At 53.9% G+C, this 20,245-nt stretch carries 17 protein-coding genes; 16 read left to right on the plus strand and 1 reads right to left on the minus strand.

The features are described 5' to 3' along the window. Nucleotides 1-92: 92 nt before the first annotated feature. From tsf to tilS, 16 genes are all read left to right on the plus strand, one after another. On the plus strand, nucleotides 93-941 hold the full coding sequence (gene tsf / locus DB48_RS05400; protein WP_041509277.1) for a translation elongation factor Ts: 849 nt from the start codon (nucleotides 93-95) through the stop codon (nucleotides 939-941). A gap of 133 nt (nucleotides 942-1,074) precedes the next feature. Beyond that, the gene (gene pyrH / locus DB48_RS05405; RefSeq protein WP_011866430.1) at nucleotides 1,075-1,818 is read left to right on the plus strand and encodes a UMP kinase; all 744 of its coding nucleotides are present in this window, start codon (nucleotides 1,075-1,077) and stop codon (nucleotides 1,816-1,818) included. 35 nt (nucleotides 1,819-1,853) lie between these two features. Beyond that, nucleotides 1,854-2,411 carry a ribosome recycling factor gene (gene frr, locus DB48_RS05410; RefSeq protein ID WP_041509278.1) on the plus strand — a complete coding sequence of 186 codons (558 nt, stop codon included), beginning with the start codon at nucleotides 1,854-1,856 and terminating at the stop codon, nucleotides 2,409-2,411. A gap of 81 nt (nucleotides 2,412-2,492) precedes the next feature. Further along, a complete protein-coding gene (locus DB48_RS05415; RefSeq protein ID WP_041509279.1) occupies nucleotides 2,493-3,284 on the plus strand; it encodes an isoprenyl transferase in 792 nt (263 codons plus the stop codon). A 20-nt stretch (nucleotides 3,285-3,304) separates the two neighbouring features. Next, entirely contained in the window at nucleotides 3,305-4,162 is an 858-nt protein-coding gene (locus DB48_RS05420; protein WP_041509280.1) for a phosphatidate cytidylyltransferase, read from the plus strand. A gap of 2 nt (nucleotides 4,163-4,164) precedes the next feature. After that, nucleotides 4,165-5,352, plus strand: coding sequence for a 1-deoxy-D-xylulose-5-phosphate reductoisomerase (gene ispC, locus DB48_RS05425; RefSeq protein ID WP_041509281.1), 1,188 nt, complete (start codon nucleotides 4,165-4,167; stop codon nucleotides 5,350-5,352). Between the two features lie 79 nt (nucleotides 5,353-5,431). Then, nucleotides 5,432-6,793 (plus strand): sigma E protease regulator RseP, encoded by a 1,362-nt coding sequence (gene rseP, locus DB48_RS05430; protein ID WP_041509282.1) that lies wholly within the window; start codon nucleotides 5,432-5,434, stop codon nucleotides 6,791-6,793. 31 nt (nucleotides 6,794-6,824) lie between these two features. Further along, nucleotides 6,825-9,308 (plus strand): outer membrane protein assembly factor BamA, encoded by a 2,484-nt coding sequence (gene bamA, locus DB48_RS05435; protein ID WP_041509283.1) that lies wholly within the window; start codon nucleotides 6,825-6,827, stop codon nucleotides 9,306-9,308. Nucleotides 9,309-9,377: 69 nt separating this feature from the next. After that, nucleotides 9,378-9,872, plus strand: coding sequence for an OmpH family outer membrane protein (locus DB48_RS05440; RefSeq protein ID WP_041509543.1), 495 nt, complete (start codon nucleotides 9,378-9,380; stop codon nucleotides 9,870-9,872). Nucleotides 9,873-9,878: 6 nt separating this feature from the next. Further along, nucleotides 9,879-10,904, plus strand: coding sequence for a UDP-3-O-(3-hydroxymyristoyl)glucosamine N-acyltransferase (lpxD, locus tag DB48_RS05445; RefSeq protein WP_041509284.1), 1,026 nt, complete (start codon nucleotides 9,879-9,881; stop codon nucleotides 10,902-10,904). Nucleotides 10,905-10,934: 30 nt separating this feature from the next. Beyond that, entirely contained in the window at nucleotides 10,935-11,396 is a 462-nt protein-coding gene (fabZ, locus tag DB48_RS05450; protein ID WP_041509285.1) for a 3-hydroxyacyl-ACP dehydratase FabZ, read from the plus strand. Then, nucleotides 11,393-12,160 carry an acyl-ACP--UDP-N-acetylglucosamine O-acyltransferase gene (gene lpxA / locus DB48_RS05455; protein ID WP_041509286.1) on the plus strand — a complete coding sequence of 256 codons (768 nt, stop codon included), beginning with the start codon at nucleotides 11,393-11,395 and terminating at the stop codon, nucleotides 12,158-12,160. The genes fabZ and lpxA overlap by 4 nt, the downstream gene beginning before the upstream one ends. Nucleotides 12,161-12,410: 250 nt before the next feature. Beyond that, nucleotides 12,411-13,559 carry a lipid-A-disaccharide synthase gene (lpxB, locus tag DB48_RS05460; protein ID WP_041509287.1) on the plus strand — a complete coding sequence of 383 codons (1,149 nt, stop codon included), beginning with the start codon at nucleotides 12,411-12,413 and terminating at the stop codon, nucleotides 13,557-13,559. A gap of 13 nt (nucleotides 13,560-13,572) precedes the next feature. Next, complete coding sequence (gene rnhB, locus DB48_RS05465; protein WP_041509288.1) at nucleotides 13,573-14,199, plus strand: ribonuclease HII; 627 nt, start codon at nucleotides 13,573-13,575, stop codon at nucleotides 14,197-14,199. Between the two features lie 159 nt (nucleotides 14,200-14,358). Continuing rightward, nucleotides 14,359-17,832 (plus strand): DNA polymerase III subunit alpha, encoded by a 3,474-nt coding sequence (dnaE, locus tag DB48_RS05470; protein ID WP_041509289.1) that lies wholly within the window; start codon nucleotides 14,359-14,361, stop codon nucleotides 17,830-17,832. Continuing rightward, complete coding sequence (gene tilS / locus DB48_RS05475; RefSeq protein ID WP_041509290.1) at nucleotides 17,833-19,209, plus strand: tRNA lysidine(34) synthetase TilS; 1,377 nt, start codon at nucleotides 17,833-17,835, stop codon at nucleotides 19,207-19,209. Nucleotides 19,210-19,322: 113 nt separating this feature from the next. Here tilS and dgcS read toward each other — a convergent pair whose 3' ends face one another. Then, nucleotides 19,323-20,198, minus strand: coding sequence for a diguanylate cyclase DgcS (dgcS, locus tag DB48_RS05480; RefSeq protein WP_041509291.1), 876 nt, complete (start codon nucleotides 20,196-20,198; stop codon nucleotides 19,323-19,325). Nucleotides 20,199-20,245: the final 47 nt, after the last annotated feature.

Genomic DNA, 20,245 nt, shown 5'->3' on the forward strand with positions numbered 1-20,245 from the left:
TATTAACCAAGATAGATAATTGGTGAACAGGGGCCCACAGGCCCCTGTTTTTTCACATTTGATTTGTAGAGTTACCTATAGAGGATTTAACAATGGCAATTACTGCTGCCCAAGTTAAAGAACTACGCGAGCGTACTGGCGCTGGCATGATGGATTGTAAGAAAGCGCTAACTGAAACCAATGGTGACATTGAGCTAGCGATTGAAAACATGCGTAAGAGCGGTGCTGCTAAGGCTGCTAAGAAAGCGGGTAACATCGCTGCTGAAGGTACTATCCTGATCAAGCAAGGCGAAGGTTTCTCAGTACTTCTAGAAGTTAACTGTCAAACTGACTTCGTTGCAAAAGACTCTAACTTCCTAGCATTTGCTAACGAAGTTCTAGATGTTGCTGCAGCAGGTAAGGTGACTATCGCCGATCTACAAGCTCAGTTCGAAGAAACTCGTGTTGCGCTAGTTGCTAAAATCGGTGAAAACATCAACGTTCGTCGCGTTGAGTACATCGATGGTGCTAACCAAGCTTCTTACCGTCACGGCGACCGTATCGGTGTTGTTGTTTCTGGCGAAGCTGACGAAGAGACTCTGAAGCACGTTGCTATGCACGTTGCTGCTTCTAAGCCTGACTACGTTAACCCAGAAGACGTACCAGCTGAAGTTGTTGAAAAAGAGAAAGCCGTTCAGATCGAAATCGCAATGAACGAAGGTAAGCCTGCTGAGATCGCTGAGAAGATGGTTTCTGGCCGTATGAAGAAGTTCACCGGTGAAGTATCACTGACTGGTCAAGCTTTCATCATGGAGCCTAAGAAGACTGTTGGCGAAATCCTAAAAGAGAAAGGCGCTACAGTAACTAACTTCATTCGTCTAGAAGTTGGTGAAGGTATCGAGAAGAAAGAAGAAGATTTTGCCGCTGAAGTAGCAGCGCAAATCGCCGCTTCTAAGGCTTAATAGCCAGTTGTAAGATACCCTAAAAACCGCAGCATTCGCTGCGGTTTTATTATGCCAATTAGATTGCTGCAGAGCGCTTTTTTTCCTATATAATTGGCACGTTACCCATCGGCATTTATCAGGATAAACAACTATGAGCACAAATCCAAAACCTGCTTTTCGACGTATTCTTCTCAAACTGAGTGGCGAGGCCCTGATGGGCGAAGAGGGCTTTGGCATCGATCCCAAGGTGCTAGATCGCATGGCACAAGAGATTAAAGAGCTGGTCGAGCTTGGTATTCAGGTAGGTGTTGTGATTGGTGGCGGTAACCTGTTCCGCGGTGAAGGCCTGGCACAAGCCGGTATGAACCGTGTGGTGGGTGACCATATGGGCATGTTGGCAACCGTAATGAATGGCCTGGCGATGCGCGATGCGCTGCACAGAGCCTATGTGAATGCCCGTCTGATGTCGGCCATCCCTTTGAAAGGTGTGTGTGACGACTATAACTGGGCCGAAGCGATTAGCCTGCTTAAATCTGGCCGAGTAGTGATCTTCGCTGCCGGTACGGGGAATCCTTTCTGTACCACAGATTCTGCCGCCTGTTTACGCGGTATCGAAATCGAAGCCGAAGTGGTGCTCAAGGGCACTAAGGTAGATGGTGTTTACTCAGATGACCCGGTCAAGAACCCTGAAGCGGTGAAGTATGACGAGATGGGTTATGGCGAAGTCCTAGAAAAAGAATTGAAAGTGATGGATCTTGCGGCATTTACCCTTGCAAGAGATCACGATATGCCTATCTTAGTGTTTAATATGAACAAGCCTGGTGCGCTACGACGTGTTATCATGGGCGACCATGAAGGTACGCTTATCAGAAGTAGCCGTAAGACTGCCGAATAAATAACCCGATACGAACGAATTTAAGGATATTTAACGTGATTAACGAAATCAAAGAAGATGCAAAGAGCCGCATGGCGAAGTGTGTTGAAGCGACTAAGAATCAAATGGCTAAGGTACGTACTGGTCGTGCTCACCCAAGTCTGCTTGATTCAATCAAGGTGCCTTACTATGGTACGCCAACGCCGCTTAAGCAGGTGGGTAACGTATCGATCGAAGATTCTCGTACACTGGCAATCACAGTCTTCGATACCACTATGATTGCAGCCGTTGAGAAGGCGATCATGAGTTCAGATCTGGGCCTAAACCCAATGTCTGCCGGTACGACTATCCGTATTCCACTGCCTGCACTGACCGAAGAGCGTCGTAAAGACTTGATCAAGGTCGTTCGCGCCGAGGCTGAAAACGGTCGTATCGCCGTACGTAACGTGCGTCGTGACGCTAACTCTGACGTGAAAGCGTTAGAGAAAGAGAAAGAGTGTACCGAAGACGATGTACGCCGCACCGAAGATGAAATTCAGAAATTTACTGATGCTCACATCAAGCAGATCGATGAGATCTTGGCGGCAAAAGAAGCAGAGTTGATGGAAGTCTAATCTCCCTGTTTCGTTACTAGAGTTCGCACGCCGTGTAGGGGTATACTACACGGCGTTTGCTATTTTTAAGGGTTGTAATAGATGTCAATCGAATCTCAATCTGGCTCTGAGTTATCTAATGAAGCACTCGCAGAGCTGGTAAAACAGTCTATCCCCAAGCACGTGGCTATCATCATGGATGGTAACGGGCGCTGGGCACAGGCACAGGGCAAACCCCGTGTCGTGGGTCATAAGGCCGGTGTGAAGACTGTTCGTCGCGCCGTGAGTATGGCACGAGAGATGGGGATAGGTTCGTTAACCCTGTTTGCATTTTCCAGTGAGAACTGGCGCAGACCCGAGAAAGAAGTCAGCCTCTTGATGGAGCTGTTTTTCACCGTTTTACAACGAGAAATAAAACTACTGGATAAAAACGGTGTAAGGCTCAACGTCATAGGGGACACCAGCCGTTTCTCTGCCCGACTGCAGAAGCAGATCGCCGCGGCGATGGAGAAGACGGCTCACAACGATGGTTTAATTCTCAATGTGGCCGCTAACTACGGCGGTCGTTGGGACATAGTGCAGGCGGCGCAAACCTTAGCCAAAAAGGTGGAATCTGGTGAAATGACCAGCAGTCAGTTCACCGAGGAGGCGCTAAGTCAGCATTTAAGCATGCAAAATCAACCGGAAGTTGATTTAATGATTCGCACCGGTGGCGATTTTCGCATTAGTAACTTTGTGTTATGGCAAGCGGCCTACGCAGAGTTAGTGTTTACTGATGTGTTGTGGCCAGATTTTGATGAACAAGCCTTTAAAGATGCGGTAGCCGTATTTGCTACCCGGCAGCGCCGTTTTGGATTGACGGGTTCTCAAATTGAGACTTTGCAGGCTGAGTAATAAATATAAGAGGGAAAGTTTTGCTAAAACATAGAATAATAACAGCAGTATGGTTGATCCCATTGGTGATGGGAGCCATTTTCTTTTTCCCTGTGGAGTATTTTTCATGGGCCTTGGTGGCGGTATTTTTGATCGCTGCCAAAGAGTGGGGACGCATCATAGACAAGCGCTGTAATGTGACCCAGTGGAGTTTCACCCTGACCATAGGCATCTTGTTGGTGGCGTTAAACCTCTTGGTGCCCACCGAAGAGATCTGGTTTAAGGGGCAAATGCACCCCGTCTATCTGGCCATCACCCTCATTGGCGCCATGTGGTGGACCATCTCACTCCTCTTGGTGCTGAGTTTCCCTAAAAGTTCGGCGTTGTGGGCCAAGAGCCATATGCTCAAGTCCATGTTTGGCCAGCTGACCTTAGTTCCCTGTTTCACTGCGTTGATCGCGCTAAAAGCCCTGAGCACGGCGAGCATGCCTTACTATGGCGGCTCCCTGGTGTTCCTGGTGATGCTGACCGTATGGGCGACCGATTCAGGCGCCTATTTCGCCGGCAAGGCCCTGGGCAAACACAAGTTGATGCCAAACGTCAGCCCGGCAAAAACCGTCGAGGGGCTTCTCGGTGGCCTGGTGACCACTATGGTTGTAGTGGCCGGTGTCATGATGGTCTCCCCTGAGCAGGAGCTGGGGCTAGTGATCTGTGTTACCCTGTTTGTTGCCCTGGTCTCTGCCCTTGGGGATCTCTCTGAAAGTATGTTTAAGCGGGTGGCCGAGATTAAAGACTCGGGCACCATATTGCCGGGTCATGGTGGTGTGCTGGATCGCATCGACAGCCTGACGGCGGCACTGCCTATCTTTACCCTAATTTATATCGCATTTTGGATGTAACCATGCAGAAAATGGTGATTCTGGGCGCCACAGGTTCTATCGGTGCCAGTACCCTGAGCGTTATCGAGCAAAATCCTGAGGCCTACAAGGCATTTGCCCTGGTTGCCCATAAGAGCGTCGATAAGATGCTGGACTTGTGTATCAAGCACAATCCATCGATCGCCCACATGGTCGACCCACAGGCGGCGGCCGAGTTGCAGCGTCGCTTGCCGCGGCATATGGCGATTGCCGTCTCGTCTGGTGAAGATGAGCTGGCGGCCATCGTTGCGCTCCCCGAGGTCGACTGCGTCATGGCGGCCATCGTCGGCGCGGCGGGCTTGCCGGCGACACTGGCGGCGGTTAAGGCCGGTAAAAGAGTGCTGCTGGCCAACAAAGAATCATTGGTGATGTCGGGTCGCCTGTTTATCGATGCGATGCAGGGCTCAAACGCCAAGGTGTTACCTGTAGACAGCGAGCATAACGCCATTTTCCAGTGTCTGCCCGAGCCTGCTCAGCAGGCCATTGGCGCCTGTGACTTGGCCGGTGCGGGTATCTCACATATTTTGCTGACAGGTTCCGGCGGACCATTTCTCAGCTCGGATCTCGATAGCCTGAGTCAGATGACGCCAGAACAGGCGTGCAAACATCCTAACTGGTCGATGGGCCGCAAGATCTCGGTCGACTCTGCCAGCATGATGAACAAAGGGCTCGAGTATATCGAGGCTCGCTGGTTGTTTAACGCCACCAAAGACCAACTCAAGGTGGTGGTGCATCCCCAGAGCGTGATTCACTCTATGGTGCAGTATAAGGATGGCAGCGTGCTGGCCCAGATGGGCAACCCAGACATGCGCACCCCTATCGCTCACTGCATGGCCTATCCGCAAAGAATTTCGGCGGGCGTTGAACCTTTAGATTTTTTCAAAGTCGGACAGTTAAGCTTTCTTAAGCCCGACTTCAACCGCTTTCCCTGTTTGAAGCTGGCCATAGATGCCTGCGAGCAGGGGCAGGAAGCCACAACGGTATTGAACGCGGCCAACGAGGTGTCGGTAGAGGCCTTCCTGGCCGGCAAGATACGTTTCACCGATATCGCCCGGGTAAATGAGTATTGCCTAAGCCATGTCGAGCAGCGTAGCTTAGACACCATAGAAGACATTTTGGCGCTGGACAGCCTGACACGGCGTGCGGCGCAGGAACGAGTCGCCAAGCTTTAAGGCTCACGCCAAATAAGATTTAAGGCGCGCCAATTAAGTTTTTAGGCTCGCGCCAACAGAAGCAGAGATAAGGAGAGGAATGCTAGACTTTTTGTGGAACTTGGGCTCATTCATCATTGCCCTTGGGATTCTGATCACGGCCCATGAATATGGTCACTTTTGGGTGGCCAGACGCTGTGGCGTGAAAGTTGAGCGTTTCTCTATCGGTTTTGGTAAGGCTATCTGGCGCAAAATCGGTGCCGATGGTACCGAATATGTTGTGGCCATGATCCCCCTGGGTGGCTATGTCAAGATGCTCGATGAGCGGGTCGATACCGTTGCCGATGAGCTTAAGCCACAGGCCTTTAACCGCAAATCAGTCTGGCAGCGCATCGCCATCGTCGGCGCCGGCCCTATGGCAAATTTTGTCTTTGCCATCTTTGCCCTGTACATCATGTACCTCATAGGTGTGCCCTCGATAAAGCCGGTGATCGAATCGACCCAGGCTGATTCCCCCGCGGCTGTGGTTAAGGTCAACAAGCCGATGCAGGTCATTGCCGTTGGCGATAGCAGCGTGCGCAACTGGGAAGAGGTGACCTATGCCCTGGTGGGCCATATCGGCGATGAAGCCATTGATGTGACCTTGGCGCCCCTATCTGGCGTGATGGGGGAGGAGCGTACCTATAAGCTCGATACTCGCAACTGGAAGTTTAACCCAGAGACAGAGTCGCCCATTACCTCTTTAGGTCTCAACCCCTATAGACCCGCCATTACCCCTGAACTGGGATTTGTCGACGAAGATGGCGCTGCCTACGCCGCGGGTCTGAGGGTCGGCGATACCTTGGTTGCCGTCGACGGCCGTGCCTATAGCGACTGGGATCAGTTTGTCACTAAGGTTAAGGCCGCCGCCGACAAGCGGCTTAACGTGACCATCAGACGCGACGGCGAACAGCTTAAATTTGATGTTACTCCTAAGGCCCGTACCATTGATGGTGGTAAGGTGGAAGGGGTGATCGGCGTGGCGCCGACTCAGGCACCTTGGCCCGATGAGATGCGTCTGCAACTCGAATATGGCGTCGGCGAGTCCCTATGGGTTGCCGCGGATAAAACATGGCAACTTGTATCGGTCAGCATTAAGATGATCGGCAAGTTATTTACCGGTGACGTGTCGGTGAAGAATTTGAGCGGCCCTATCTCCATCGCTCAGGGCGCGGGAAGCAGCGCCAATTACGGATTAGTTTACTTTTTGGGATTCCTGGCATTAATCAGCGTGAATTTAGGCATTATTAATTTATTGCCTTTACCCGTGCTTGATGGCGGGCATCTGTTATATTACTTCATCGAAGTGATCACAGGCAGGCCTGTACCGGAAAAGGTGCAGGAAATTGGATTCAGATTTGGGGCAGCCTTGCTGCTAATGTTGATGAGTATCGCCCTTTTCAATGATTTTTCCCGACTCTGAGCAAGGACAGACACATAATTAGAAGCGCTCTATGAGATTGAATAAAATTTTTGCCTCGATGTTATTAGTCGGTGCGTCTTTATCAGGGAAGGGTTGGGCCGATACATTCCAGCCTTTTGAAGTGACCGACATCCAGGTTAAAGGATTACAGCGTGTCGCGCTGGGTGCCGCCTTGTTGAATATTCCCATCAAGGTAGGGGACACGGTTGACGAGATGCGTCTGCAGCAGGCGATCAAGAGCCTGTACTCCTCGACCAACTTCGAGCATATCGAGGTGAGTCGCGACGGCAGTGTCTTGGTGGTGACGGTCAAAGAGAGACCTACCATCAGCGTGGTGACCTTCGAAGGTAACAAAGACATTAAGGACGAGCAGCTGCAAGAGAGTCTCGACGGCAGTGGCGTCAAGTCGGGTGAGTCACTCGACCGCACCATGCTTAGCGGCATCGAGAAGAGTCTGCAGGACTTCTACTATGGCGTAGGTAAATATGGCGCCAAGGTGGAAGCGCAGGTGATCAACCTGCCGCGTAACCGTGTCGAGTTGAAGTTTAAGTTTACCGAAGGTTTGGCGGCAGAGATCCGTCAGATCAACGTGGTGGGTAACACAGTCTTTAGCGATGCAGAGCTTATCGGCATGCTGGAGCTGAAAGACTATGTGGCCTGGTGGGATCTCTTTGGCGAGCGTCGCTATCAGAAGCAGAAGCTGCAGGCCGACCTTGAGACCATTAAGACCTTCTATCATAACCGTGGTTATATCCGTTTCGAGGTAACCTCGACTCAGGTGGCGATGACGCCTGACCGTAAGGGTCTCTATATCACCATTAACGTCGATGAGGGTGAGCAGTACAAGGTTAAGGAAGTTAACCTGACTGGCGACCTGATGGGGCGCGAAGAGGTGATGGAGAAGATCTTGCCGATCAAGGTTGGCGATACCTATAACGGCGCGGATGTGACCTTTACCGAAGAGATGTACGGCAAGTATCTGGGCCGCTTCGGTTACGCCTATCCTGAGGTGAAGACCTATCCTGAGATCGATGATGAGACCAAAGAGGTCGCCCTCAACGTCAACATCAAGCCGGGTAAGCGTGTCTATGTACGTAGCATTAACTTTACCGGTAACCAGGTGACCAAAGACGAGGTGATGCGCCGCGAGCTGCGTCAGATGGAAGGTGCCTGGCTGAACTCGGCTCAGGTCGAACAGTCTAAGGCGCGTCTGAATCGTTTGGGTTACTTCGAAACCGTCGATACTCAGACAGTTCAGGTACCGGGCACTGATGACCTGGTGGATGTTGACTTTACCGTGAAGGAGCAGCCATCTGGCTCGTTCAACGCGGGTGTGGGTTATGGTACCGAGTCGGGACTGAGCCTGCAGTTTGGTGTGCAACAGAGTAACTTCCTCGGTACGGGTAACCAGGCGGGGATCAACCTCAATACCAACAAGTATTCCAAGAACGTCAACATCAACTACACAGATCCTTACTTCACTAAAGATGGGGTGAGCCTGGGTGGTAGCATCTACTGGAACGAGTTTGACGCTCAGGAAGCGAACCTTGAGCGCTATAAGAACAGCTCTTACGGTATTGCGCTGAATTCTGGCTTCCCGATCAACGAATACAACCGTATCAACGGTGGTATCGGTTATCGTCACAACAGTATCTCGGAGATCTCGGCCTACGAGCAGGCCCTGCGTTTCTACAACATCTACCGTGATGCCAACGATCCTAACGCCGACCTGTCGTTCGACAACTTCGAGCTGACCCTTGGCTGGTACCGCAGCACGCTTAACCGCGGTACCTTCCCAACTGACGGCTCATCACAGCGCCTGAGCGGTAAGATGACGGTACCAGGCTCGGATCTGCAGTACTTTAAGACAGATTTCGATACCAGTTTCTACTGGCCAATCAACCGTAGTCACAGCTTCGTGCTCCTGACTAAGGCGCGCCTGGGTTATGGTAACGGTTACGGTCAGTTTAACGACAATGACCAGATCCTACCTTTCTGGGAGAACTACTACTCGGGTGGTAGCAGCTCACTGCGTGGCTTCAAGTCTAACTCTGTCGGCCCACGTTCATTCTACCTGTACCGTGGCAGCGAGCCTTGCTCGCCGGATCCTGCCGGCGATACCTGTACCTTGCCTGGCGATCCTAACCGCGTCACGGTAAGTGATGGTCGCTCTATCGGTGGTAATGCCATTGCCACGGCGAGTGTCGAGATGATAGTGCCAACCCCATTCCTGGATGAGGCCTACACCAACTCGGTTCGTACCAGCTTCTTCGTCGATGCGGGTAACGTCTGGGATACCGAGTTCGATTACGACGCCTATCGCTTCCTGCCAGCTGAGCAGTTTGACAAGCTGTCGGACTATTCAGACCCAGGACGTATCCGCGCCTCGGCGGGGATGAGCGTACAATGGTTGTCGCCCATGGGACCTATGGTATTTAGTCTTGCATGGCCAATCAAAAAATATGAAGATGATGACACAGAGATCTTCTCGTTCAACATTGGTAAAACTTTCTAAAGTAGAACTAATTTAAATAAAAAGTCATCGGCAAGTTTTGCTGATTATAAGGAGTTTATTTTGAATAAGATGTTTAATCGCGCAATGATGGTGTTGGTTTTGTTGGGTGCGCCTATTGCGGCACAAGCTGAAAAAATTGCCGTAGTCGATATGCAGGCGGTATTTGAGCAGCTACCACAGCGCGAAGAAGTCAGCAAGACACTGAAAACCGAGTTCGGTGATCGTGTGGCTGGCGTGCAGAAGATGCAGGACGAGCTTCGTGGTATGCTAGAGAAGCAGCAACGCGATGCGGCGCTGATGAGTGAAACTCAGAAGACTGAGATGCTGCGTAAGATGGAGTCTCTCAAGGCTGAGCTACAGCTTAAGGGTAAGGCGCTAGACGAAGATATGCGTCGTCGTAACGGTGAAGAGCAAAACAAGCTATTGGTTAAGGTTCAGAAAGCCATCAGCGCCATCGCCGAGAAAGAGCAATATGACGTAGTGCTACAGCGCGGCGCCGTGATCTACGTGAAGCCTACATCAGATATCAGCAGCAAAGTGGTTGAAGCTCTGAGCAAAGGCTAAGCATTGATGACAAGTTATACCCTAAGTGAGATCGCCGCCCATCTAAATGCCGAGGTCAAGGGTGACGAGACGGTGACCATTCACCGTGTCGCCACGCTGGAGAAGGCTCAGGCGGGGGAGATCTCCTTTCTGGCAAATACCAAATACCAGAGTCAGCTAGAAGGCACGGCAGCCTCTGCCGTGTTGCTCTCGCCCAAGATGGCCGAGCATTACAACGGCAATGCCATAGTGTTAGCCGACCCCTATGTGGGATTCGCTAGAGTCGCCCAGCTGCTCGACACCACGCCTAAGGCCGCCGAGGCCATTCACCCTAGTGCGGTTATCGACTCTAGTGCCCAACTGGGTGAAGGTGTCGCCATAGGCGCCAATGCGGTGATCGGCGCCAACGTCATCTTAGGTGAGAATGTGCAGATAGGCCCAGGCTGTGTGCTAGGGCAAGATGTCATCATAGGTTCAAATACCATACTCTGGGCCAATGTGACGATTTACCACGATGTGCATCTGGGCACAGACTGTATCGTCCATTCGGGCACAGCGATCGGCTCCGATGGCTTTGGTTATGCCAACGAGCGTGGTCAGTGGATCAAGATCCCACAAACCGGTGGGGTGCGTATCGGCAATCGTGTCGAGATCGGCGCCTGTACCAGTATCGACCGTGGCGCGCTGGATCATACCGAGATCCACGATGGCGTGATCATCGACAACCAGGTGCAGATAGCCCATAACGTTATTGTGGGTGAAAACACCGCGCTGGCAGGCAGTTCGACCTTCGCCGGCAGCTGTAACATAGGTAAATACTGTATCATTGGCGGCAACAGCGCCGTAGCAGGGCATCTGTCGATTGCCGACGGTACCCATGTCTCGGGTGGCACTAATGTGACGAGTGTTATTCGCGAGCCTGGTGTATACTCTTCTGCTACCATTGCGATGGAAAACAAGTTGTGGCGACGTAATACCGTCAGATTCAGACAACTTGATGAGTTGTTCCAACGCGTGAAACAGCTTGAAAAAAACGTTAATTCAGATGATTAACTGCCCGAGGGCAGCTAAGGAAGTTATTGAGTGTCAAATCAATTAAATACGATGGATATCAAAGAGATCCTAAAGTTTCTACCTCACAGGTATCCGTTTTTATTGATCGATAGAGTCCTCGACTTTACGCCAGGTGAAACACTGCATGCGATCAAGAATGTCACCATCAACGAGCCATTCTTCCAGGGACACTTCCCTGTGGCGCCGGTTATGCCAGGCGTATTGATCCTTGAGGCCATGGCCCAGGCAACCGGTCTGTTAGCGTTTAAAACCATGAGCGATGAGCCATCTAGCGATGCCTTATACTATTTTGCCGGTATCGATAATGCCCGCTTCAAGCGCGTGGTCGAGCCAGGTGACCAACTTCATTTCGAAGTTAAGATGATTAAAGAACGCCGCGGGATTGGCGTCTTCACAGGTGAAGCTAAGGTTGATGGCGAACTAGTTTGTTCGGCAGAGATCATGTGTGCCCGCAGAGAGATTTCCAAGTGATTGATAAGTTAGCATTTGTACACCCAGATGCCAAAATCGGTAACAATGTTACCATAGGCCCGTGGACCTACATCGGCCCAGATGTCGAGATCGGCGACGATTGTCATCTCAGCTCTCATGTGGTGGTCAAGGGCCCTACGGTTATCGGTAAGGGTAACCGTATTTTCCAGTTCGCCTCTGTGGGGGAAGATTGCCAGGATAAGAAATATGCTGGCGAGCCAACCCGACTCATCATCGGCGACAACAATGTGATCCGTGAGTCTGTCACCATACATCGCGGCACGGTGCAGGATAACAGCGAGACCCGTATCGGCTCTAACAACCTGTTTATGGCCTATGTGCATATCGCCCATGACTGTGTGGTGGGTAATAATGTGATCATGGCCAACAACGCCTCTATCGCAGGTCACGTCCATGTGGGCGACTGGGCGATTTTGGGTGGCATGACGGGCGTGCACCAGTTTGTTCATATCGGTGCCCACGCCTTTACTGCGGGTTATTCGTTGATCCTACAAGATGTCCCACCCTTCGTGATGGCATCGGGTCAGCCAGCCATCCCAAGGGGACTGAACAGCGAAGGCATGAAACGCCGTGGCTTCTCCAAGGAGAGCCAGTTAGCGGTACGCCGCGCCTACAAGACCTTGTATCGTAAGGGCTTGACTGTAGAAGAAGCGGTTGCCGCCTTGGGTGAGGATGCCCAGGATGAGCAGGTTAAGCTGATGATGGACTTTGTGGTCAACTCAAGCCGAGGCATTATTCGTTAATCGGTGGCGTTAATCGGTATTAAACGATATTGGTTATCGAAGAAAAGCTCGTATTCACGGGCTTTTTTATTTTCAGTAATACCAATCACGGTAAGTGAGCAGAATTAGCGCTAGAAAACGCTTGAGAACAAGTCAGGATTATTAGATAAGTCGTTATTCTACAATAAAAATACTAATGTCGTTATCGAGCGTTTTAACAAGCTAGAACGTTCAGTTATTTATTAGGATTGGTATAAGCAAGTAACAGAAGATGAATCAGAGCAATCAAAAAGTATTCGCCATGGTGGCGGGTGAGCTGTCTGGCGACATTCTCGGCGCCGGTCTGATCAAGGCCTTGAAGCAGCAATACCCGGATGCCCGCTTCGTCGGTATCGGTGGCCCACAGATGGATGCCCTGGGGTTTGAATCCCTGTTTTCTTTCGAAGAGCTGGCCGTGATGGGGCTGGTCGAGGTGTTGTCGCGCCTGCCACGCCTGCTCAAGGTACGCAGGACGCTGATCGATGAGATCACCGCCCTAAAGCCCGATTGCTTCATCGGTATCGATGCCCCCGACTTCAATATCGGCCTGGAGCTGAAACTCAAGGCCCAGGGGATCAAGACGGTCCACTATGTCAGCCCTTCGGTCTGGGCCTGGCGCCCTAAGCGGATCTTCAAGATCGCCAAGGCAACTAACATGGTGCTGTCGCTGCTGCCCTTCGAGAAGGCCTTCTACGACAAGCACAATGTGCCTTGCACCTTTGTCGGTCATACCCTAGCAGACGATATTCCGCTGGAAAGCGATAAATTAAGTGCCCGCGAGCAGTTGGGATTAGCGCCTCATGATGAATACCTCGCCATCCTGCCCGGCTCTCGCGGCGGTGAGCTCAAGCAGCTGGCCGAGCCTTTCGTGCAGGCGGCGGTGAAATTGCGTCAGCGCTACCCGGACCTTAAGTTTGTCACCCCGCTGGTCAATGCCAAGCGCCGCGCCCAGTTTGAGCTGGCGCTCAAGACCCATGCGCCGGATCTCGACATCCATCTGGTGGAGGGACAGTCTCGCACCGTGATGGCCGCGGCGGATGCTATTCTGCTCGCATCAGGCACGGCGACCCTGGAGGCCATGCTGGTGAAGCGCCCCATGGTGGTCGCCTACCGTGTATCGCCTATTACCTATCGCATCGCCAAGGGGATGATGCAGATCTCTCACTATTCGCTGCCTAATTTGCTGGCGGGCAAGGAGATCATTCCTGAGTTGATTCAGGCCGACTGTACGCCAGACAAGATAGCCGAGGCCGTTGCAAATCAGCTCGATGGCGATCATAAGCCCTTGATGGCGACCTTTATGGCCCTGCATCAGCAGTTGAGGTGTGACGCCAGTGCGCGTGCCGCTCAGGCCGTTATCGAACTCATCGAGACCAACTAGGGGAGATAAAATAATGGCAATCTATAAGCAGATCACCCCGCAGCAGGTGGATGAGCTATGTAGTGGCTTCTACGCCGGTGTCGACGAGGTGGGTCGCGGCCCCTTGGTGGGCGATGTGGTCACCGCCGCCGTGGTGCTGGACCCTAACACTCCCATCGAAGGACTCAATGATTCCAAGAAGCTGTCGGAGAAGAAGCGCGACGCCCTCTTTGAGGAGATCCTGGCCAAGGCGCTGGATGTCAGCGTCGGGCGCTGCTCGCCGAGCGAAATTGATGAGCTCAACATCTTACATGCCACCATGCTGGCGATGCAGCGCGCCGTGGCTGGGTTGCGTGCCAGACCCGATAGGGTGCTTATCGATGGCAATCGGGTACCCGCCTTCGAGGACGCCACCCTAGAGGGCCACGCGGTGATCAAGGGCGACGGCCTGATCCCGGCCATCAGCGCCGCATCGATTGTTGCCAAGGTGGTGCGTGATAGGGAGATGCAAGCCCTGGATGAGCGTTACCCAGAGTATGGCTTTGCCAAGCACAAGGGTTACCCCACCAAGGCCCATTTTGAGGCGCTCGAGGTCCATGGTGTATTGGCCGAGCACCGAAGGAGCTTCAGGCCGGTAAAGGAGCGTCTCGACGCCTGTTGAGTCGATGCGCCGGGGCGCCATTAACTGGTGCCCAGTGTGTGACTCTGATACTCTTTCAGGGCGACTCAATTAAAGGCGACTCTTTCAAGGTGATTCTTTCAAGAGAGTAGTTCGCCGCACAAATATTAGAAAACTAGCTAACTAAATTAGAACCTCCATATGTCAGAACCTCGTTTCGTGCACCTGCGCGTACACAGTGATTTTTCCATGTCTGATGGCCTGGCCAAGGTCAAACCTATTCTCGCCAAGGCCAGTGAAGATCAGATGGCCGCGCTGGCCCTGACCGACAACACCAACCTCTGTGGTCTGGTGAAGTTCTATGGCGGCTGCCACGGCGCAGGCATCAAGCCCATCGTCGGTTGTGACTTCTTCATGCTGGTGCCGGGCTTCGAGGACGAGTTTTGCGCTATCACAGTGCTGGCGATGAACAACGAGGGCTACAAGAACCTCACCCTGCTGATCAGCGACGCCTACTTGCGTGGCCATGTGAGAGACAGGGCGGTGATCGACCAGGCCTGGCTTGAACGCTACAGCGAGGGGCTGATTTTGCTCTCGGGCGCCAAAGATGGCGACGTGGGCAAGGCGCTGCTCAAGGGTAACCGCGGTCAGGTGGATTCCCTGGTCGCCTTCTATCAAACCCATTTCCCAGATCGTTATTATCTCGAGCTGATCCGCACCGGCCGCCCCGACGAGGAGCGTTACCTGCATATGGCCGTCGAGCTGGCGGGCGAGAAAGAGCTACCTGTGGTGGCCACCAATCAGGTGGTGTTTATACAACCGGAGCAGTTTGAGGCCCACGAGATCCGTGTGGCTATCTCTGATGGCTTTACCCTGGCAGACCCAAGACGGCCGCGTCGCTACAGCGAGCAGCAATATTTCCGCAGTCAGGATGAGATGTGCGAGCTGTTTGACGATATCCCCGAGGCGCTGCAAAACAGTGTCGAAATTGCCAAACGCTGCAACGTGACGGTGAGACTCGGGGAATACTTCCTGCCAAATTTCCCCACCGGCGATCTCTCCATCGAAGATTACCTGGTTGAGGTCTCTAAGAAGGGTCTGGAGGAGCGTCTCGAGTTCCTCTTCCCTGAGGAGGCAGAGCGGGCCGAGCGCCGGGGCGAGTACGACGAGCGCCTCGATGTCGAGCTTACCGTAATTAACAACATGGGATTCCCTGGTTACTTCCTTATCGTGATGGAGTTCATCCAGTGGGGTAAGGACAACGGCATCCCGATTGGTCCTGGCCGAGGTTCGGGCGCGGGCTCTTTGGTGGCCTACGCCCTTAAGATCACCGACCTGGATCCGCTGGAATTCGACTTGCTGTTCGAACGTTTCCTTAACCCTGAGCGTGTCTCCATGCCCGACTTCGACGTCGATTTCTGTATGGACAGACGCGACGAAGTGATCGACCACGTGGCCGATCTCTATGGCCGCGACGCCGTGTCACAGATCATCACCTTCGGTACCATGGCGGCTAAGGCCGTGGTGCGTGACGTGGGCCGTGTGCTGGGCCACCCCTATGGCTTCGTCGACCGCATCTCTAAGATGATCCCGGCAGAGCCCGGTATGACACTGGCCAAGGCGTTCGAGGCCGAACCGGCGCTACCCGAGGCCTATGACGCCGACGAAGAGGTTAAAGATCTCATCGACATGTGTCGGGTGCTCGAAGGGGTCACCCGTAACGCGGGTAAACACGCCGGGGGCGTGGTGATCGCCCCGACAGTGATCACCGACTTTGCGCCGCTCTATTGTGATGCAGAGGGGCACAACCCTGTTACTCAGTTCGATAAGAACGACGTGGAAACCGCGGGGCTGGTGAAGTTCGACTTCCTGGGTCTGAGGACCCTGACCATCATCGACTGGGCGCTGCAGATGATCAATCCGCACCTCGAGAAGCAGGGCAAAGAGCCGGTGCGCATCGAGGCGATTGAGCTGGATGATCCGGCTTCCTTCCGTCTGCTGCAGCGCTATGAGACCACCGCCGTATTCCAGCTGGAATCCCGCGGCATGAAAGACCTGATTAAGCGACTACAGCCTGACTGTTTCGAGGATATGATCGCATTGGTGGCCCTGTTCCGTCCCGGGCCGCTACAGTCGGGCATGGTAGATAACTTCATCGAGCGTAAGCACGGTCGTGAAGAGGTTTCCTATCCGGATCAACAGTGGCAACACGAGAGTCTCAAGCCGATCCTAGAGCCAACCTACGGCATCATTCTCTACCAGGAGCAGGTGATGCAGATCGCCCAGGTACTGGCGGGCTACACCCTGGGCGGCGCGGATATGTTGCGTCGTGCTATGGGTAAGAAGAAGCCCGAGGAGATGGCCAAGCAGCGTAGCATCTTCGAAGAGGGGGCGGTGAAGAACGGCGTCGACGGCGAGCTGGCGATGAAGATCTTCGACTTGGTGGAGAAGTTCGCCGGTTACGGCTTTAACAAGTCGCACTCGGCCGCCTACGCCCTGGTGTCCTACCAGACCCTCTGGCTCAAGACCCACTATCCGGCGCAGTTTATGGCGGCGGTGATGTCGGCGGATATGGACAACACAGACAAGATCGTCACCCTGGTGGACGAGTGTGAGCGCATGGGCTTGCCGCTGCTGCCACCAGACGTCAACAAGGGCCTGTTCCGTTTCACCGTGGATGACGACCTCAACATCGTCTATGGCATCGGCGCCATCAAGGGCGTGGGGGAGGGGCCGGTGGAATCGATTCTCAAGGCCCGTGAAGACGGTCCTTTCGTGGATCTGTTCGACTTCTGTGCCAGGGTCGATCTCAAGAAGCTCAATCGAAGAGTTATCGAAAAACTGATCTGCGCCGGCGCCTTGGATAACCTGGGGCCGCACCGCGCCGCCATGATGGCGACCCTGCCAGAGGCGATACGCGCCGCGGATCAGCACGCCAAGGCCGAGGCGATTGGTCAGCACGACATGTTCGGCCTGCTCAACAGCGAGCCGGAAGATAACAAGCAACAGTTTGTGCAGTGTACCCCCTGGCCCGATAAGGTGTGGCTCGAAGGCGAGCGGGAGACCTTGGGCCTCTATCTCACCGGTCACCCCATCAATCAGTATCTCAAGGAGCTGAAGCACTACACTTCGGGCAGGCTCAAGGATGTGCATCCTACCGAGCGTGGCAAGACGACCAAGGCCGCAGGCCTGGTGGTGGCTACCCGTGTGATGATGACCAAACGCGGCTCCAAGATGGGCCTGGTGACGCTGGATGACAAGAGTGCCCGCCTCGAGGTGATGTTGTTTACCGAGGCTTTTGAGAAATTTGGTGAACTGCTGGAGAAAGACAGGATCCTGATCGTCGAAGGAGAGGTGAGTTTCGACGACTTCTCCGGCGGCAATCGCATGACGGCCCGCAACATCATCGACATGGGCGAGGCGCGCAGTCACTTCGCCCACGCGGTCGAGGTCGATCTGGATGGCGAGAGCATCAATCCCGAGTGGCTCAGCCAGTTCCAACAAGCTGTCGAGCCCTGGAAGGCGGGGAGTGTACCTTTGGTGATCAACTATGCTCAGCCCACCGCCAAGGCCCAGTTCAGGCTGGGGGATGAGTGGCGGGTCAATCCGACCGACGAGCTGATGCTGGCGCTGGAGACACTGACCGGCTCAGACAAGGTAAGGATCCTCTTCTAGATGGCGCAGGATAGCTTCTGTCCGACCAAAGCGCTGACCCAGTTGCTGGCGCGCGTCGCACCTGAGCCCGGCACTAAGTTAGTGCTGGCTTACAGTGGCGGCGTCGATTCAGAGGTGCTTGCCTATGGGCTGAGCCGTTTTGCCAAGGTGCATCCCGAGTATCACTATCTTTTGGTGCATGTGCATCATGGCCTAAGCGGCAATGCTGGCGCCTGGCAGGCTCATTGTGAGCGCCGCGCCCATGACTATGGTTTGCCTATCGTGGTTAAATCGGTGACCGTAGCCAGCGGCGCCCGCATCAGCTTGGAGGCGGCGGCTCGCGAGGCGAGGTACGACGCGCTGTTAAGTGAGCTGGCCCCTGGCGATATTCTGCTTACCGCCCATCATCAGGACGATCAACTTGAGACCCTATTGCTGGCGCTCAAGCGTGGCCTTGGGCCCAAGGGGCTGGCGGCCATGGGAGAGGTGCAAGCCTTTACCCCAGATAATCTGTTGCTCAGGCCGCTGCTGACCTGTTCCCGCGCCCAGATAGAGGCGTTTGCTAAGGCACAGGGGCTTGAGCATATCGAGGATGAGAGTAACCAGGACAGTCGCTTCGACCGTAACTTTTTGCGTAATGAAGTGCTGCCGACCCTTACGGCGCGCTGGCCGGCCTTTGCCGCCACGGCGAGTCGCAGCGCCCAGCTGTGCGCCGAGCAGCAGGCGCTTATCGACGAGGAGGTGAGTCTTCGCTTACCCGCTATGCTGATGTCTGTGCCCTATAGTCGGCAGCCTGTGCTGGATCTCAGCGTGCTGGCGCAAGAACCAAAGCGCTGGCGCCCCCATCTGCTGCGGGGTTTCATCGAACATAGTGGTTTTGCCTTGCCCTCGGCGGCTCAGCTTGCCGATATTATGGCGCAGCTTGAGGCCAAGGCAGATGCGCAGGTGGCGATTCGTATCAAATCTATGGTGCTGAGACGTTTTCAGCAATCACTCTATCTGGACCCTGTCGAGGTTGAGCTAAGGTGCGAGCAAGTCTTGTCAGGCCTGAGCCTTGACACACTATCCCAAGGTGCGAGCGAGCTAAGCTGGCCGCTAGATAGCCACAGCAAGTTAGTGGCTAAGTGGGGCATGACTGGGCCTCGGCTGCGTCTGGAAGGTGATGAGGTGACGCTGCGTTTTGGTGCCCCGGGCGCGCTGCGTTGTCACCCCCATGGGCGAGACAAGGGGCGGGAGCTGAAGAAGCTGTGGCAAGAGTTTGCCGTGCCGCCCTGGGAGCGCGGGCGGATCCCGCTGATTTTCGCAGGCGAACACTTAGTGGCCGCGGTCGGGCTCTGGGTGGATAAACGCTATCTGGCGGCTGAGGGCGAGGGCGGCTGGCAGTTTAGCCTCTCCTAACGCCGGGATAGGACTCACACGGCGGCGTCCTTTGCTGCCGCGTGCCTAGTTTTTGATACAATTTTCACTTCGATTTTCGCTACGATTTTAGCTGAGTTAGTTTATGTCGCTTGCTAGTCGACGCGGTAGCAGCGACGTCCCGCCGCCTTGGCCTGATAGAGGGCCTTGTCAGCCCTGAGATACAGGGTCTCGGCCTCATTACCTAGCTGCCACTGAGCCACGCCTATGCTGGTCTGCACCTGAAACTTATTCAGCAGGGTGTCGTGTTCCATCATGGCGAGGATACGTTCACACAGCACGCTTGCCGCCTGGGCATCGCCTTCGATAAGTAGGGCAAATTCGTCCCCGCCGATGCGAAAGGCCTGATCGCTGTCGCGAATCGCCTGACTCAGCGTCTGGCCAAATTGACTCAGCACCTCATCGCCGACCAGGTGACCATACTTATCATTGAGACTCTTGAAGTTATCGAGATCCAGCACCACCAGGGTGATCGCATCGCCGTGGCGTTGAGCGCGGGCCAGTACCTGTTTGAGACTCTGCTCATAGTAGCGGCGGTTGCCAAGCTGGGTGAGTGAGTCGTGCATCGCCTGTCTCGCCATCTGCTGGTAGGCGATGGCGTTCACCAGAGGGCTCAGCAACAGCGACTGCAACTGGTACAGCAGCTCTGTCTGTGGCTTGATTAGCGGCGCCGACAGACGATAGGCGATGCTGATGCTCACCCCATCATGGCTAAGGTTTTGTTTTATTAGTAAACCTTGCTCACCACCCCAGCTTAGCTGATACTCTTTATAGCACAGGGTGATTCCCTGCACAGGCAAGTGTTGTCCCATGAGTTTGCCGTAGCAGGCAAATACCGTCCGTGGATCTAGGCTCTCATGCAGCTGCTGCATGACGGTGACCAGGTTAGGCGCACCGACTGTATTGTGATGGTGATCTGGCTGATAGCGATATTCGTCAAACGAAAATTCTGTCGCTAAGGCAAAGTCCATAATCTTTACTCCACAATGTAACGGACCCGAGATAGATTATATAAAGC

It is taken from the genome of Shewanella sp. cp20, assembly GCF_000832025.1.
In the GTDB taxonomy this organism is placed as follows: domain Bacteria; phylum Pseudomonadota; class Gammaproteobacteria; order Enterobacterales; family Shewanellaceae; genus Shewanella.

Bases quoted from the DNA above. Each gene is read 5' to 3' on its own strand.
- pyrH (WP_011866430.1), top strand. From the start codon at position 1,075: ATGAGCACAAATCCAAAACCTGCTTTTCGACGTATTCTTCTCAAACTG.
- lpxD (WP_041509284.1), top strand. From the start codon at position 9,879: ATGACAAGTTATACCCTAAGTGAGATCGCCGCCCATCTAAATGCCGAG.
- dgcS (WP_041509291.1), bottom strand. From the start codon at position 20,198: ATGGACTTTGCCTTAGCGACAGAATTTTCGTTTGACGAATATCGCTAT.
- rseP (WP_041509282.1), top strand. From the start codon at position 5,432: ATGCTAGACTTTTTGTGGAACTTGGGCTCATTCATCATTGCCCTTGGG.
- bamA (WP_041509283.1), top strand. From the start codon at position 6,825: ATGAGATTGAATAAAATTTTTGCCTCGATGTTATTAGTCGGTGCGTCT.
- dnaE (WP_041509289.1), top strand. From the start codon at position 14,359: ATGTCAGAACCTCGTTTCGTGCACCTGCGCGTACACAGTGATTTTTCC.
- tilS (WP_041509290.1), top strand. From the start codon at position 17,833: ATGGCGCAGGATAGCTTCTGTCCGACCAAAGCGCTGACCCAGTTGCTG.
- rnhB (WP_041509288.1), top strand. From the start codon at position 13,573: ATGGCAATCTATAAGCAGATCACCCCGCAGCAGGTGGATGAGCTATGT.
- ispC (WP_041509281.1), top strand. From the start codon at position 4,165: ATGCAGAAAATGGTGATTCTGGGCGCCACAGGTTCTATCGGTGCCAGT.
- DB48_RS05415 (WP_041509279.1), top strand. From the start codon at position 2,493: ATGTCAATCGAATCTCAATCTGGCTCTGAGTTATCTAATGAAGCACTC.
- DB48_RS05440 (WP_041509543.1), top strand. From the start codon at position 9,378: ATGTTTAATCGCGCAATGATGGTGTTGGTTTTGTTGGGTGCGCCTATT.
- lpxB (WP_041509287.1), top strand. From the start codon at position 12,411: ATGAATCAGAGCAATCAAAAAGTATTCGCCATGGTGGCGGGTGAGCTG.
- tsf (WP_041509277.1), top strand. From the start codon at position 93: ATGGCAATTACTGCTGCCCAAGTTAAAGAACTACGCGAGCGTACTGGC.